This is a genomic window from Streptomyces sp. NPDC041122, assembly GCF_055592445.1.
In genome coordinates this window covers 483,759-499,409 of sequence record NZ_JBVIYQ010000008.1, presented here as the reverse complement: position 1 = coordinate 499,409, position 15,651 = coordinate 483,759, and the positions used below count along the sequence as shown (strand labels likewise).

General features: G+C 72.7%; 11 protein-coding genes. 4 read left to right on the top strand and 7 right to left on the bottom strand.

Annotated features, from left to right (window positions below; all coding sequences use genetic code 11):
* Window positions 1–18: 18 nt before the first annotated feature.
* From ACZ6B8_RS28945 to ACZ6B8_RS28925, 5 genes are read right to left on the bottom strand one after another with little or no spacing between them, the layout of a single operon-like run.
* Window positions 19–624, bottom strand: a complete 606-nt coding sequence (locus ACZ6B8_RS28945) for a GTP-binding protein (protein WP_471081287.1) — start codon at window positions 622–624, stop codon at window positions 19–21.
* Window positions 605–4,300 (bottom strand): hydantoinase B/oxoprolinase family protein, encoded by a 3,696-nt coding sequence (locus ACZ6B8_RS28940; RefSeq protein ID WP_471609157.1) that lies wholly within the window; start codon window positions 4,298–4,300, stop codon window positions 605–607. The genes ACZ6B8_RS28945 and ACZ6B8_RS28940 overlap by 20 nt, the downstream gene beginning before the upstream one ends.
* 25 nt (window positions 4,301–4,325) lie before the next feature.
* A complete protein-coding gene (locus tag ACZ6B8_RS28935) occupies window positions 4,326–4,772 on the bottom strand; it encodes a DUF742 domain-containing protein (RefSeq protein WP_471081281.1) in 447 nt (148 codons plus the stop codon).
* A 9-nt stretch (window positions 4,773–4,781) separates the two neighbouring features.
* Window positions 4,782–5,222 carry a roadblock/LC7 domain-containing protein gene (locus tag ACZ6B8_RS28930; RefSeq protein WP_471081278.1) on the bottom strand — a complete coding sequence of 147 codons (441 nt, stop codon included), beginning with the start codon at window positions 5,220–5,222 and terminating at the stop codon, window positions 4,782–4,784.
* Window positions 5,219–8,209, bottom strand: a complete 2,991-nt coding sequence (locus tag ACZ6B8_RS28925; protein WP_471609156.1) for a sensor histidine kinase — start codon at window positions 8,207–8,209, stop codon at window positions 5,219–5,221. Before ACZ6B8_RS28925 ends, ACZ6B8_RS28930 begins: the two co-directional genes overlap by 4 nt.
* A gap of 420 nt (window positions 8,210–8,629) precedes the next feature.
* Between ACZ6B8_RS28925 and ACZ6B8_RS28920 the strand changes: the two genes are divergently transcribed.
* Window positions 8,630–9,142 (top strand): hypothetical protein, encoded by a 513-nt coding sequence (locus ACZ6B8_RS28920; protein WP_471081397.1) that lies wholly within the window; start codon window positions 8,630–8,632, stop codon window positions 9,140–9,142.
* A gap of 97 nt (window positions 9,143–9,239) precedes the next feature.
* Here ACZ6B8_RS28920 and ACZ6B8_RS28915 read toward each other — a convergent pair whose 3' ends face one another.
* Window positions 9,240–10,448 carry an NAD(P)/FAD-dependent oxidoreductase gene (locus tag ACZ6B8_RS28915; RefSeq protein ID WP_471609155.1) on the bottom strand — a complete coding sequence of 403 codons (1,209 nt, stop codon included), beginning with the start codon at window positions 10,446–10,448 and terminating at the stop codon, window positions 9,240–9,242.
* Window positions 10,445–10,822 carry a bifunctional 3-phenylpropionate/cinnamic acid dioxygenase ferredoxin subunit gene (locus ACZ6B8_RS28910; protein WP_471609154.1) on the bottom strand — a complete coding sequence of 126 codons (378 nt, stop codon included), beginning with the start codon at window positions 10,820–10,822 and terminating at the stop codon, window positions 10,445–10,447. Before ACZ6B8_RS28910 ends, ACZ6B8_RS28915 begins: the two co-directional genes overlap by 4 nt.
* A gap of 189 nt (window positions 10,823–11,011) precedes the next feature.
* Here ACZ6B8_RS28910 and ACZ6B8_RS28905 point away from each other — a divergent pair, with 189 nt between their 5' ends.
* From ACZ6B8_RS28905 to ACZ6B8_RS28895, 3 genes are all read left to right on the top strand, one after another.
* Entirely contained in the window at window positions 11,012–11,842 is an 831-nt protein-coding gene (locus ACZ6B8_RS28905; protein WP_471609153.1) for an IclR family transcriptional regulator, read from the top strand.
* 272 nt (window positions 11,843–12,114) lie between these two features.
* On the top strand, window positions 12,115–13,200 hold the full coding sequence (locus ACZ6B8_RS28900; protein ID WP_471609152.1) for an S-(hydroxymethyl)mycothiol dehydrogenase: 1,086 nt from the start codon (window positions 12,115–12,117) through the stop codon (window positions 13,198–13,200).
* Window positions 13,197–15,641 (top strand): GcvT family protein, encoded by a 2,445-nt coding sequence (locus tag ACZ6B8_RS28895; RefSeq protein WP_471609151.1) that lies wholly within the window; start codon window positions 13,197–13,199, stop codon window positions 15,639–15,641. Before ACZ6B8_RS28900 ends, ACZ6B8_RS28895 begins: the two co-directional genes overlap by 4 nt.
* The last annotated feature ends 10 nt before the right edge of the window (window positions 15,642–15,651 follow it).

Sequence of the window (15,651 nt, the reverse complement as noted above, 5' to 3'; positions counted from 1 at the left end):
GCCGCTCGCGCGGGGCGGCTACGTGGTGGCGGGCTCCCTGGCCGCCGCGGCCGCCGCCATCGCGTGTTCGACGACGTCGATGAGGACTTCCTTGACGGACTCGCGGTCGCGGGCGTCGCACAGCACCACCGGCACGTCGGAGTCGAGGTCGAGCGCCTGGCGCACGGTGTCCGCGGGGTAACGGGAGGCGCCCTCGAAGCAGTTGACGCCGACGACGAAGGGTATGGAGCGCCGTTCGAAGTAGTCGACGGCGGCGAAGCAGTCCTCCAGGCGGCGGGTGTCGGCGAGGACGACGGCGCCCAGCGCCCCGGTGGCCAGCTCGTCCCAGAGGAACCAGAAACGGTCCTGCCCGGGCGTGCCGAAGAGGTACAGGACGAGGTCCTCGCGGAGGGTGATGCGGCCGAAGTCCATGGCCACCGTGGTGGTGTGCTTGCCGGCGACGCCGCTCGTGTCGTCGACGGGCCGGCCGGCCTCGCTGAGGGTCTCCTCCGTACGCAGCGGCTTGATCTCGCTGACCGCGCCGACCAGCGTCGTCTTGCCGACGCCGAAGCCGCCCGCCACGAGGATCTTCAGCGTGACCGGCTCCACGGGGGCCTTGCCGCGCTCAGAACGCCTGAAGATCATCGCTCACTTCTCCTGGATCGGTGGTGTCGCGCGGCGCCGGTCCGTATCCGCCGCCGCCGGGGGTTTCGATCACGAGTACGTCGTCGGGGCCGAGCTCGGCCGAGTCGCTGCCGGCGAGCTCCACGACGGTGCCGTCCGCGCGCTCCACCCGGTTGGTTCCGAGTGCGCCGCCCGCGCCGCCCGCCATGCCGTACGGCGCGACCGCGCGGTGCTGCGAAAGGGTGGAGACCGTCATCGGCTCGCGGAAGCGGATGCGGCGCACGGCTCCGTCGCCGCCGCGCCACCGTCCCGCGCCGCCGCTGCCCCGCCGCACGGCGAACTCCTCCAGGAGGACGGGCAGGCGCCACTCCAGGACCTCGGGGTCGGTGAGCCGCGAGTTGGTCATGTGGGTCTGCACGACGGGCGCCCCGGCGAAGCCGTCGCCCGCTCCCGAGCCGGAGGCCACGGTCTCGTAGTACTGGTGGTGGTCGTTGCCGAAGGTGACGTTGTTCATCGTGCCGGAGCCCTCGGCCTGGACGCCCAGGGCGGCGTAGAGGGCCCCGGTAATCGCCTGAGAGGTCTCCACGTTGCCGGCGACGACGGCCGCGGGCGGCTCGGGCGAGAGCAGGGAGCCGGGCGGCACGATGATCCGCAGGGGGCGCAGGCAGCCGTCGTTGAGCGGGATGTCGTCGTCCACGAGGGTGCGGAAGACGTACAGGACGGCGGCGTTGACCACCGCGAAGGGCGCGTTGAAGTTCGTGTCGAGCTGCGCGGAGGTCCCGGTGAAGTCGACGGTCGCCGAGCGTTCCGCGCGGTCCACGGTGACCCGGACCCGGATCGTGGCGCCCGAGTCGGTCCGGTAGGCGTACTCGCCCTCTTCCAGGACGTCGATGACGCGTCGTACGGCTTCCTCCGCGTTGTCCTGGACGTGCCGCATGTAGGCCTGGACCACGTCGAGCCCGAAGTCGTCGATCATGCGGGTGACTTCGTCGACGCCCTTCTGGTTGGCGGCGATCTGGGCGCGCAGGTCGGCGAGGTTGGTGTCCGGGTTGCGCGAGGGGTACGGGGCGTCGGTGAGCAGCGCGCGGGTCTCGGCCTCGCGGAAGCGGCCCTCTTCGGCCAGGAGCCAGTTGTCGAAGAGGATGCCCTCCTCGTCGATGGTGCGGCTGCCTGCGGGCATGGAGCCGGGGGCGATGCCGCCGATCTCGGCGTGGTGGCCGCGCGAGGCGACGTGGAAGAGGATCCGCTCCCGGTCGGTGCCGTGCTCCCCCGGCCGGTCGAAGACCGGCGTGATGACGGTGACGTCGGGGAGGTGTGTGCCGCCGTGGTACGGGTCGTTGACGGCGTAGCTGTCCCCGGGGCGCATGGCGGCGCCGCGGCGCTCGATCACCTCCTTGACGCTGGTGCCCATCGATCCCAGGTGCACGGGGATGTGCGGGGCGTTGGCGACGAGGTTGCCCTCGGGGTCGAAGAGCGCGCAGGAGAAGTCGAGCCGCTCCTTGATGTTCACCGACTGGGAGGTGGACTCCAGACGGGCGCCCATCTGTTCGGCGATGGACATGAAGAGGTTGTTGAAGACCTCGAGGAGGACGGGGTCGGCGGCGGTGCTCGCGGTGGAACTCTCCGGCTCCGCGACGCGTTCCATGACCAGGTGCCCCGCGTCCGTGATCGCCGCCCGCCAGCCCTCGTCCACGACCGTCGTGGAGCCGTCCTCGACGATGATCGCCGGTCCGGTGACGGTCTGGCCGGGCGGCAGTTGCACGCGGCGGTGCAGCGGTACGTCGTGCCAGGCGCCGCCGGTGTGCAGGCGGACCTGGAGCGGGGCGCCCGGGGTGACGGCGCCCGCGAGGGCCGAGAGGTCGGGCGGTTCGGTGACGCCGGTGGCCTCCACGGAGAGGGCCTCGACGACGAGGGGCCGGTCCAGGGTGAAGGAGTAGGTGGCGCGGTGGCGGTCCTCGAAGGCGTCGCTCATGGTGGCCGGGTCGGTGAGCTCGACGGTCAGGGCGGTGTCCGTGCCGTCGTAGCGGAGCTGGGCGCGGCGGGTGACGCGGATGCGGTCGGCCGGTACGTCCTCGGCGAGGAGTTCGTCGCGTGCGGCGCCCTCCAGGTCGTCGGCGGTCGTGCGGACGCGCTCCATCGTCGACGCCTCCAGCGGCGTCTCCACGGACTGTTCGCGCATCGCCGTGGTGTCGGCGAGTCCGATGCCGAGGGCGGAGAGCACCCCGGCCATCGGTGGTACGAGCACGGTGCGGATGCCGAGCGAGTCGGCGACCATGCAGGCGTGCTGGCCGCCCGCGCCGCCGAACGTGGTGAGGGCGTACCGCGTGACGTCGTGCCCCTTCTGGACGGAGATGCGTTTGACGGCGCCCGCGATGTTGGCGACCGCGATCCGGAGATATCCCTCGGCGACCTGTTCGGGCGTGCGGTCGTCGCCCGTCGCCGCGCGGATCTCGTCGGCCAGGGCCGCGAAGCGCTCCCGGACGAGGTCGCCGTCGAGCGGCTGGTCCCCCTCGGGCCCGAACACCCGGGGGAAGTAGTCGGGTTGGACGCGGCCGAGGGCGACGTTGGCGTCGGTCACGGTGAGCGGGCCGCCGCCCCGATAGCTCGCGGGCCCCGGGTCGGCGCCCGCCGAGTCGGGGCCCACCCGGTAGCGGCTGCCGTCGAAGTGGAGCACGGACCCGCCACCCGCGGCGACGGTGTGGATGTCGAGCATCGGGGCGCGCAGCCGTACCCCGGCGATCTGCGTGGTGAACACCCGCTCGTACTCGCCCGCGTAGTGCGAGACATCGGTGGAGGTGCCGCCCATGTCGAAGCCGATGACGCGGTCGAAGCCGGCCAGCCGTGACATGCGGGCCATGCCGACGATGCCGCCCGCGGGTCCGGAGAGGATCGCGTCCTTGCCGCGGAACTGGCTCGCCTCGGCGAGGCCGCCGTTGGACTGCATGAACATCAGCCGTACGCCGTGGAGTTCGTCGGCGACGTGCTGGACGTAGCGGCGCAGGACGGGTGACAGATAGGCGTCGACCACCGCGGTGTCGCCGCGCGGGACGAGCTTCATGAGGGGGCTGACCTCGCTGGAGAGCGAGACCTGCGGGAAGCCGGTGCGGGCGGCGAGGTCACCGATGGCCTGTTCGTGGGCCGGGTAGAGGTGGCTGTGCATGCAGACCACCGCCACGGAACGGATTCCGTCGGCGTAGGCGGTGCGCAAGGGCTCCGCGAGGCCGTCCAGGCCGGGGGCGCGCAGGACGTCACCGCCGGCGGTGACGCGCTCGTCGACCTCGATGACCCTCTCGTAGAGGAGTTCGGGCAGGACGATCTCGCGGGCGAAGATGTGCGGGCGGTTCTGATAGGCGATGCGCAGGGCGTCGCGGAAGCCGCGGGTGATGATCAGGGCGGTGGGCTCGCCCTTGCGCTCCAGGAGGGCGTTGGTGGCGACGGTGGTGCCCATGCGGACGGCGTCGACGGTCGTGGTGCCGGCGTCCGTGCTGCCCGCCTCTCCCCCGCCGCGTCCGGTCTCCGCACCGCTCTCGCCGCCTGCCGTGGCGAGCAGTTCGCGGATGCCCGCGACCGCCGCGTCGCGGTAGCGCGCGGGGTTCTCCGAGAGGAGCTTGTGGGTGCGGAGGCTGCCGTCCGGGTGGCGCGCGACGATGTCGGTGAAGGTGCCGCCCCTGTCGACCCAGAACTGCCAGCCAGTCACGTTCCCACTCCCGCTTCCGCGCTGTTCAGAGCGCCCGGAGGCCGTCGATCACGTCGCGCAGAATACTCTCGTCCGGCAGCTCGGCGGGGGGCACGGGGCGGGTCACGTGCACCAGTTCGTCCTCGACGAGATCGCCGATGAGAACGCGGACCACGCCGATGGGCAGGTCGAGCTCGGCCGCCAGTTCGGCGACCGACTGGGGCGTGTCGCGGCAGAGCTCGACGATGTCCACGTGCTCCGGGGAGAGCGTCTGGTCGGCCTCGGGGACGCCGGAGGCCCACGCCTCGGTGACGACGACCGCGATCAGGTCGAGCCGGTGCTGTCCGGTGCTCGTGGTGCGGCCGCGCGTCATCGCGTACGGGCGCACCACGGGCCCGGCGTCGTCGTCGAACCAGCGGGGTGACGCCTGCGCTCCCGCTAACGTCCGCTCGGCCTCTGTCGTTCTCTGCGTCCCTCGACCGTCGTCATTCATGACCTCCCACTACCCCCCGGCGGACAGATCCGTGCGCGGAGCCGTCCCCAGATGCACACCCACCCGCTTGACCAGCAGCGTCATCTCGTACGCCACGAGTCCGACATCGGAGTCCGCGTCCGAGAGGACGGCGAGACAGCTGCCGTCGCCCGCGGCCGTGACGAAGAGGAACGCGTCGTCGAGCTCGACCACGGTCTGGCGGACCCTGCCCGCCTCGAAGTGCCGGCCGACGCCCTTGGCGAGGCTGTGGAAGCCGGAGGCGACGGCGGCGAGGTGCTCGCTGTCCTCCCGGGTGAGGTTCTTCGACACGCCGGTCGGCAGGCCGTCCCCGGAGAGCACGAGCGCCTTGCGGATGCTGGCGACGCGCTGCACCAGGTCGTCGAGGAGCCAATTGAGCTCTCCGTGTCCCCCGGTAGTCGTGGTGCGTGCGTCGGCGTTCGGTGCGGTCATCGACCGTCCCCCTCGGGTGTCGTTCCTGGTGCTGTGCCGTGCGTGGCGTCGTCGCCCGCGGCGTTCTCGTCGCGGCCGCGCTGCCAGCCCCGCTGGAGCGAGGCCATGCGGCTGCGGACCTCTTCCGCGTCGCGCTCCTCCGGCCGGGTCTCGGCGCGTTCGGGGCGGCGGTCGGGTCCGGCCTTCAACTGCGGGGCGAGACTGGCCTGCCGGACCCGGCGGGGCAGTCCGCCCGGGGCGGTCGTGGAGGTGTCGCGCTCCCGGCGGCCCGGGGCGGCGGGCCGCGCCGGGGCGGGGTCGGGCGCCGCAGCGGGGCGGAGTCCGTTCCCGGTGCGGGGAGCACGGTCCTGGGCGGCGTGGTCCTGGGGGGCGGTCCTCGGGCCACGGCGCGGGAGCCCGGAGCCGGGTCCGTCGTCGAGGGCGGTGACGTCGCGGTGCGGCGGGGCCAGATCCGGCCATGCGGGCTGTCGCGGGCGCTCGGGGAGCCCGTCCTCGGCGGCGGGGGCGAGCGGACTGTCGTCCGGGAACCGGCTGTCCTGGGAGCGGCCTTCGGAGAACCGGCTGTCCTGGGTCCTGCCCTCCGGGAAACGGCTGTCCTGGGTCCTGCCCTCGGGGAATCGGCTGTCCTGGGGCTTGGGGTGGGTCACCGGGCGGCCGTTCGAGCGGACCAGCTTGGGCGTCCTGCGGCGCGGCAGCGGTACGGGGCCGCCGTGCGCGTCGTCGGCCGGGTCGTCGTCGAGGTGGGCGGGGGCGGCGTCCCTGCGGGTCGGCTCGGCGCGGCCCGCCTCGCGGTCGTCGCGGGCCTGCTGGTGCTGTTCGCCGGGCGCGCCGGCCACCCGGCGGCGCGGCCGGAAGAGGCCGCCGCGTTCGCTGTCCTCGTCGTCGAGCGCGCCGGGGAAGCCGTCGAGGTCCCCGAGGCCCACGGGCGCCTCCAGTTCGACGGGTCCGTCGAGGACGGAGGCCGGCAGGCCGGGGAGCTGCACGGGCACCTGGGAGAGCGCCGCCGTGCGGTCGGCCGCCTTGTCCTGGCCGGCCGTGACCTCGCGGCTCTGCGGCCGGTCGAGGCGGTAGCCGCCGGTGTCGGGCACGTCGTCGGTGAGCAGCGACTCCGGGATGAAGACGACGGCGGTGGTGCCCCCGTACGGAGAGGGCTGCAGCGAGACCCGGACGCGCTGGCGCTGCGCGAGCCGGCTGACCACGAACAGGCCGAGCCGGTCGGTGTCGGAGAGTTCGAACTCGGGGGTCTCCGCGAGCCTCAGGTTGGCGTCCAGGAGCGCGTCGGCCGTCATGCCGAGGCCGCGGTCGTGGATCTCCAGGGTGAAGCCGTTGGCGACGTGCTCGCCGAGGACCTGCACCCCGGTGTGCGGGGGCGAGAACACCGTGGCGTTCTCCAGGAGTTCGGCGAGCAGGTGGGTGAGGTCGGCGACCGCGGGGCCGGTGACGGCGATGCGGGGCAGGCGGCGGACCTCGATGCGCTCGTAGTCCTCGACCTCGGCGACGGCCGCGCGGACCACGTCCATGAGCTGGACGGGCTTGCGCCACTGCCGCGAGGGGGCGGCGCCGGAGAGGATCACCAGGCCCTCGGCGTGCCGGCGCATGCGCGTGGTCAGGTGGTCGAGGCGGAAGAGGTCGGCGAGCTCGTCGGTGTCCTCGGTCCTGCGCTCCATGGTGTCGAGGAGGGTGAGTTGCTTGTGCAGCAGCACCTGGCTGCGCCGGGCGAGGTTGACGAACACCTCGGAGACGCCGCGGCGCAGGTCGGCCTGTTTGACGGTGGCCTCGACGGCGGCGCGCTGCAGGGTGTTGAGGGCCTGGCCGACCTGACCGATCTCGTCCTTGCCGTAGGTCAGGCGGGGCGCCTCGGTCTCGACGTCGACGTGTTCGCCGGCCGCCAGCCTGCGCAGTACGCCGGGCAGCCGGACGCCGGACGCCTCGTGGGCCTCCAGGCGCAGGCGGCGCAGGTCGCGGACGAGGCTGCGGCCGATGCGTACCGACAGGAAGAGGGAGACGAGGAGGGCGAGCAGGCCGAGCACGCCGGCCGCGATGACGCGCACGACGACGCGGACGGCCGCCGGTTCGACGCGGTCCTGGAAGCTGTCGGTCGCCTCGATGTTGCTTGCCGAGAGCTGCTTGAGGACCCGGCTCGCCACCTCGTCCCAGTGGCTCGACGTCAGCAGGCGCGGGGCGTTGGTGCCGGCCTCGATGACATCGTTCTCGGCCTTGTCGAGCTGGGTTGCCTCGGTGCCGTTCCAGTAGCGCTCGTAGCGGCCGCGGTCCTCTTCGGAGAGCTGGGGGAAGTTCACCTCGAAGAGCAGGGTGCGCTGCGCCCGGAGTTCGGTGACCTGCCGGATCTCGGCCTTGGTGAGCCGGCCCGCGACGAGCGCCGAACCGATCACCGCGTCCTCGCGGGAGAGCAGCTCACGCGCGCGGGTGGCGCCGACGAGGGCGCGGCCCTGCTGGTCGTACTCGGTGTCGTCGAGCCCCGAGAAGCCGTTGAGCGTGCTCAGCAGGTCGAAGTAGGGGTCGATCAGCTTGGTGTACATCTTCAGGGCGCCGGCCCGGGTGAGGGTGCCCTCCTCGACGCCCTGGCGCAGCGGTCCGATGCCGTCGAAGGCCTCGACGAGCTCGTCGAGCCGCTTCCGGGAGTCGCCGCTGACGCCGTCGCGGACGTCCGGGTCCTCGGCGTTCGTACGAATCTTGGCGATCATGTCGTCGGTCGCGGTGCGGCTGCGGCGCAGCGCGGCGAGGGCGTCCGACGCCCGGGGGTCGGCGAGGTAGACGAGGGTCTGGCGGCGCTCCTGCTGGATGACGCGCGCCGTGTCCTCGACGGGGTAGGCGAGCTTGTCGACGACGTTCACCGTGTCGATCAGGCTCAGTGCCTCGCGGCCCGTGACGACGGTCGCGAACGCCCAGATGGCGGTCAGGGAGAGCAGCGGCACGAGCAGCAGCGCCACGATCTTCCGGCGGATGGACTTCCCGCGAAAGCGCATGGCCTCCCCCAGATCGGCCCCCTGCGGCCGTTGCACGGGCCAGGGGCACACATGTGCGTCAACAAACGGCGCGAGCCTACTACTGACTCACGAGCAACTCGAAGGCGCATCCGAACGCTTTTCAGCCGTGACGCGAAAGGGACATCCCTAGTTGTCCCTCCATTACGGGAGATTGCGTCCCAGCATGCGGCACCTGCCGTGGGGGCCCATCCGTCGTTCCTGGTACGCCAGTTGGCCGGATTTCTTCGCTGCACGGAATCGGAGCGGGAATCTTTCGGATCTCTCGTTCGTCCATCGGACAGAGAGTCGCGGAGCCGGGCACACGTCACTGGGTGGACCTCTGGACAGCCGACATGACGGGCAGCAAAACGGGCAGCCAGTGGTGAACGGCCGCGAAGCAGTGGGGGGAGTGACGACATGATGGGTACGGCAGAGCGCCACAAGGCGTCCGGGGGCCGGGCCGAGCGGCCGGCGCCGCGGTGGGCCGAGGTCGCCGAGGAACAGCAGGCGCAGCGCCCGCCGTTGTGGGTCGAGGAGCCCGCGCGCAGGAGGCGGCTGCCGGATCCGGTGCGGACGGTCGCCGTGCGGGCCGTGATCATAGTGGCGCTGACCCTCGTCCAGGCGATGGTCGCCTTCCTCGCCGCGCTCGCGGGCTCCTGGCTGTCCTTCCCCATGGTCCTGAGCAGCGTGGCCAGCACGGTCGTGGCGACGTGGGGCGTGCTCGACGTGTGGGTGACCCGCCAGGTGTGGAACCAGCGGCACGGCGTGGTGTCGGTGCCGAGCAGTACGGCGCGGCGGCTGCGGCGGGAGCGGCGCCGAGCCCGCCGTCAGGCGCGGGCCACGGCGCGCGGCAAGGACCGCATAGAGGGCCGTACGGGCGGCAAGGACCGTATACAAGGACACAGCGGGGCAGGGCAGTTGTCGCATCCCTGAGCCCTGAGGGAGGTTCCCGAGGAAGGTCCCTGAGGCGTTCGAGCGACAGGCCGTGAAGACCCGCCCGCACATACACCACCGTGACGCCGTCGCGTCCTCAGACCACGACGCCCTGCGTCACCCGCTCCGCGCCACGCTCCCCCGCCGACTCCGCCGCCAGGCCTCTGCGCACTTTCATGAACGGCCGGGCGCGATCGACCGCGAGGACCGCCGTGGTCCGGCCGGCACGCTCGTACACGGCGAGGAATCCACCCTCGTCCATCCCGTCCGTCGTCCCCTCGACCACCCGTGCGGTGTCGTCCTCGCGGCGCCGCCCCGCGAACTGCACACGGGAGCCGTACTGGTCGGACCAGAAGTACGGCAGCGTGCGCACCGACTCCACGGTGTGCCCGGCGAGCAGGTTCCGTACGGCGACGCGGGGTTGCTCCGTCGCGCTCGTCCAGTGCTCCGCGCGGATCCCGCCCACCCGGGCCACGTCGCCCACCGCGACGACCTGGGGCAGCGAGGTGACGCAGCCGTCGTCGCACAGGACGCCGGCGTCCACGGCCACCGGTGAGCCCGCGAGCCAGTCGGTGGCGGGGGCCGCGCCGATGCCGACGACGACCACGTCGGCGGCAAGTCGCCGCCCGTCGGAGAGCTCCACCGCGGTGACCGTGCCGCTGACCGGCCCGCCCCGCAGCCCCGCCACACCCACTCCCGTCAGGAGCCGCACTCCGCCGCGGGCGTGCAGCCCGGCACACACCTGCGCCATCTGCTGCCCGAGCTGCGCCACGAGGGGCAGGGGCGCGGCCTCGACGACCGTGACCTCATGGCCGAGCGCCGCGCACGAGGACGCCGTCTCGGCCCCGATGAAGCCGCCGCCGATCACCACCACCCGCCGCGGCCCCCGGATCAGCTCCGCTCGCAGGGCGCGGGCGTCGTCCAGGGTGCGCAGCGTGTGGACCCCCGTGAGCGACGCCCCGGGAAGGCGCCGGGCAAACGCCCCGGTGGCGATGACGACGCCGTCGCCCGTCAGGGTGCGGCCGTCGTCGAGGACCACGGCGCCGCCGCGTGCGTCCAGGGCCCGCGCCCGCGTGCCGAGATGCCAGGTGGCGTCGAGCTCCGCCGTCTCCTCCGCGTCGCCGAGGGCGAGCTGCCCCTCGTCCGCGTCGCCGGTCAGGAAGCCCTTGGAGAGGGGCGGTCGGTCGTACGGCCGGTGCGGTTCGGCGCCGACGAGGACGAGGTGGCCGTCGAACCCCCGGGCGCGCAGTTCCCGCGCGGCGTACAGTCCGGCGAGCGAGGCGCCCACCACGATGACGGTCCTCATGCCGCGGATCCCTTCTCGGCGGCTCCCGCGTCGGTGGGGAGGCCGTGGGAGGCGCCCTGGCCGACCAGCTCGTCGGTGGCGAGGCGTACCTGGATGACACCGTCCTCGACGTACACCTGGTGGGTGCGGACGGGGCGGCGCGCGGGCAGGCAGGTGGGCCTGCCGGTCCGAAGATCGAATGTCGCGGCGTGCAGCGGGCATTCGACCTGGCAGCCCTCCAGCCAGCCCTCCGAGAGGGAAGCGTCCTGGTGGCTGCATGTGTCGTCGATGGCGAAGAGCTCGCCGTCGGCGTTGAACACCGCGACGGGCGGCGTGGTGTCGAGGCGGACGGACTCGCCCGCGGGGAGGTCTTCAAGGCGGCATACGGGGATCATGGGCCCCCCTCTGGTGTCATTCGGCCCGGTCCTGGGCCCTCTGGGGGCCAGGACCCTTCGGTAACATGATGTTTCGCATGGCGCACGAGGGAGCGCTATGCGCAACAGAATCCGGGTGGGGTGCCCATCGCGTCAAGGGCTTCCCGAACACGCGGCTTCAACGGGCCGCCAGGTGGTGAGAGTTCAGTTATGACGGGCGAGCGGAAACAGGCTGATCAGGAGAGGGCGCCGAGCGGGAAAACCCACGAGCGGCAGCCGAAGGGGGCGGCCGGATCCGTCCAGTCCGTGGACCGCGCGGTCAGCGTTCTGGAGATCCTCGCGCGGCACGGGGAGGCCGGAGTCACCGAGATCGCCGACGAGTTGGGCGTCCACAAGTCGACCGCCTTCCGGCTGCTCGGAGTGCTGGAGAACCGCGGCCTGGTCGGCCAGGCGAAGGACCGCGGGAAGTACTTCCTGGGTGCGGGTGTACTCCGCCTCGCGGGGGCGGCGGCAGTGCGCATGGACATCTCGCAGGAGGGTGGCCCGGTCTGCCGCGAGCTGGCGGACGAACTGGGCGAGACGGTCAACATCGCGGTCCTGGACGACGACGCCGCGGTCAACATCATGCAGGCCCGCGGCCCCGCCTCGGTGACCGCGCAGAACTGGCTGGGCCGGCGCACCCCGCTGCACGCCACGTCCAGCGGAAAGGTGCTGCTCGCGCACCTGCCGACGACCCTGCGCGAGGGCCTGATGGCACGCACCCTGCCGCGCCTGACCGACCGGACGGTGACGGGCACGGCGGCGCTGCGCGGCGAGCTGGAGACCGTGGTCGAGCAGGGCTTCGCCGTCGCCGTCGAGGAGTTGGAGGTCGGCCTCGCCGCCGTCGCGGCGCCGGTGCGCGCGCACGACGGCAAGGTGATCGGCGCGCTCAGCGCGTCGGGCCCGGTCTACCGGCTGACCGAGGACCGGCTGACCGAGCTGGCCAAGCGGACCGTCGCGGCGTCCGTCGAGCTCTCCCGGCGGATGGGGTACGGCTTCTGAGACGCCGTCCGCCCGGCCCGACGCGGGCGGAGCCGACGCTCGCTCGCTGAACTCCGCAGCGTACACGCGCGAAGGGGCGAGGCCGGGGGTTCCGGCCTCGCCCCTTCGTGTGCCGCGTGCGCCCCCTGGTGCCCCCACGCAAGGGCGAAGGCTTGACTCCGCCCCCTTGACGGCCTCTTGATGGCCTTCCCAGTATGTCTCTCATCGCGCAACCGAACGTGCAGTACGCAACAACTCCGCCACGCCGTGCGCAACAGCAGAGGAGTCTGGCCGTGCCCCACGAGGTCCGTGCCGTCGTCGCCCCGAAGAAGGGCGCTCCCGCCGAGGTGCAGCCGATCGTCGTGCCCGATCCCGGCCCGGGAGAGGTGCTCGTCTCCGTACAGGCCTGCGGGGTCTGCCACACGGATCTGCACTACCGGGAAGGCGCGATCAACGACGAGTTCCCGTTCCTGCTCGGCCATGAGGCGGCCGGCACCGTCGAGTCGGTCGGCCCGGACGTCGCCGGCCTCGCCCCCGGTGACTGTGTGGTGATCGCCTGGCGGGCGCCCTGCGGGGCGTGCCGGTCGTGTCTGCGCGGCCGCCCCTGGTACTGCTTCGACTCGCGCAACGCCGCGCAGCCCATGACGCTCCTGGACGGCACACCACTGAGCCCCGCACTCGGCATCGGCGCCTTCGCCGAGAAGACGCTGGTCGCCGCCGGGCAGGCCGTGAAGGTCGACCCCGCGGCCCGCCCCGAGGCGGTGGCCCTGATCGGCTGCGGTGTGATGGCGGGGTACGGGGCCGCGGTGAACACCGGCGGGGTGAGCCGCGGGGACACCGTCGCGGTGATCGGCTGCGGCGGCGTCGGGAACGCCGCCGTCGCCGGGGCGTCGCTGGCCGGGGCCCGCCGGGTGATCGCCGTCGACATCGACGAGGCGAAGCTCGACGGTGCGACCCGGTTCGGCGCCACGCACACCGTCAACTCCCGTGGCACGGACCCGGTCGCGGCGGTGCGCGAACTGACCGGCGGCCACGGCGTCGACGTCGCGATCGACGCGGTCGGCACCCCGTCGACGTATCGGCAGGCCTTCTTCATGCGTGATCACGCGGGGGTGCTCGTGCAGGTCGGGGTGCCCGATCCGGAGATGTCCGTCGAGCTGCCGCTGCTCGATCTGTTCTCGCGCGGCGGCGCCCTCAAGTCCTCCTGGTACGGCGACTGCCTGCCCACCCGGGACTTCCCGATCCTGGTCGACCAGTACCTCAGCCGCCGCCTCGACCTGGACGGTTTCGTCTCCGAGACGATCACGCTCGACCAGGTGGAGGAGGCGTTCGCGCGGATGCACCGGGGCAAGGTGCTGCGATCGGTGGTCGTCCTGTGAGCGCCGGCCGGCCCGAAGGGCCCCGCGTCGTCGTCATCGGCGCCGGCATCGTCGGCTGCTCGCTCGCCGACGAACTGACCGCCCGCGGCTGGACCGACGTGACCGTCCTCGACCAGGGCCCGCTGCCCGCCCCCGGCGGCTCCACCTCGCACGCGCCGGGCCTGGTCTTTTGCACCAGCCCCTCCAGGACGCTGACGGCGTTCGCCGCGTACACCGTGGAGAAGTTCAACACCCTCGAAGTGGACGGGCTCCCCTGCTTCCATCCCGTCGGCGGCCTGGAGCTCGCCACCTCCCCCGAGCGCTGGGCCGATCTGCACCGCAAGGCCGGCCTCGCCGCCTCCTGGGGCGTCCACGCCGAGCTCGTCGACCCGGCACGGTGCAAGGAGCTGTGGCCCCTGGTCGACGCCTCCCAGGTGTACGGCGGTCTGTACACGCCCGACGACGGCCTGGCCCGTGCCGTGCCCGCCTGCCGGGCGCAGTTGGAGCGGGCACGCGCGCGTGGCGCACGTTTCCTCGACCGGCATACCGTGACGGGCATCGAGCAGGAGGACGGCCGCGTCACCGCCGTCGTCACCGACCGCGGCACCTTCCCCGCCGACCACGTCGTCTCCGCGGCCGGGTTCTGGGGGACGGTGATCGGACGGATGGCCGGGGTCGACGTCCCCCTGCAGCCGCTCGCCCACCAGTACGTGAAGACGACGCCCCTGCCCGGGCTCGCGGGCGTCGACGACCCGCGCACGGAGGCCACCCGGCCCATCCTCCGCTTCCAGGACCGCGACCTCTACTTCCGCGAACACACCGACCGCATCGGCATCGGGTCGTACGCCCACCGCCCGCTGCCCGTGGACCCGTTCGCGGTCCCGGCCTACGACGACGCCGCGGACATGCCGTCCTCGTACCCCTTCACCCAGGAGGACTTCGCGCCCAGCTGGGAGGAGTGCCGCCGGCTGCTGCCCGCGCTCCGGGAGGCGGAGATCGCCGAGGGCTTCAACGGCGTCTTCTCCTTCACGCCCGACGGCATGCCGGTGCTTGGCGAATCCCGTGCGCTGCGCGGTTTCTGGCTGGCCGAGGCCGTCTGGGTCACCCACTCCGCGGGCGTCGCCAAGGCGGTTGCCGAGTGGATGGTCGACGGGCGGCCCTCCCTCGACCTGCACGAATGCGAGCTGACACGGTTCGAGGACGCGCAGCGCTCCCCCGCGTACGTGGCCGAGCGCGGCGCGCGGCAGTTCGTCGAGGTGTACGACGTCATCCACCCGCTCCAGCCGATGGACCGGCCGCGCCCCCTACGGGTCAGCCCCTTCCACGCCCGGCAGCAGGAACTCGGCGCCGTCTTCCTCGAAGGCGGCGGCTGGGAGCGGCCGCACTGGTACGAGGCCAACGCCCCGCTGGCCGAGGGCGTCGAGGTGCCGGGGCGCGATGCCTGGTCCGCCCGGTACTGGTCCCCGATCGCGGCCGCCGAGGCGCGCGCCACCCGCGAACGGGTCGCCCTGTACGACATGACGCCGCTGCGCCGCCTGGAGGTCTCCGGCCCCGGTTCCCTCGCCTTCCTCCAGTACATGACCTCCAACAACCTGGCCAAGAAGCCGGGTTCGGTCACCTACACGCTCCTCCTCGACGAGGCCGGCGGCATCCGCTCCGACCTGACCGTGGCGCGGCTCGCCCCGGACCGCTTCCAGGTGGGCGCCAACTCCCCCGCCGACCTCGACCGGCTGCTCCGCCACGCGCCCGGTGACGTGCATGTCAGGGACATCACCTCGGGGACCTGTTGCGTCGGTGTCTGGGGTCCACTGGCCCGCGCCCTCGTCCAGCCGCTCACGTCCGACGACTTCTCGCACGAGGCGTTCGGCTATTTCAAGGCGAAGGAGACCTACATCGGGCACGTGCCGGTCACCGCCATGCGGCTGTCGTACGTCGGTGAGCTGGGCTGGGAGCTCTACACCAGCGCCGACCTCGGGCTGCGCCTCTGGGACACCCTGTGGGAGGCGGGACGCGCACACGGCGTGGTCGCCGCCGGGCGGTCCGCCTTCAACAGCCTGCGTCTGGAGAAGGGCTACCGCGCCTGGGGCCACGACATGACCATCGAGCACAACCCCTACGAGGCGGGTGTCGGCTTCGCCGTCCGGATGAACAAGGGCGACTTCGTGGGGCGTCCGGCCCTCGAAGGCCTCGGGGAACCCACCCGGAAGCTGACCGCGCTGCTCCTCGACGACCCCGCCGCCGTCGTCCTCGGCAAGGAGCCCGTGTACGTCGACGGCGCCCCGGCCGGGTACGTCACCAGCGCCGCCTACGGCTACACCCTGGGCCGCTGCGTCGCGTACGCCTGGCTGCCGCCCCTGGAGACGGGCGCCGGCGTGCACATCGAGTACTTCGGCGAGAAGGTTCCCGCGACGGTCGCCGAAGAGCCCCTGTTCGACCCGGAGATGACCCGCATCCGCCGCTAGCCGCCAGGAG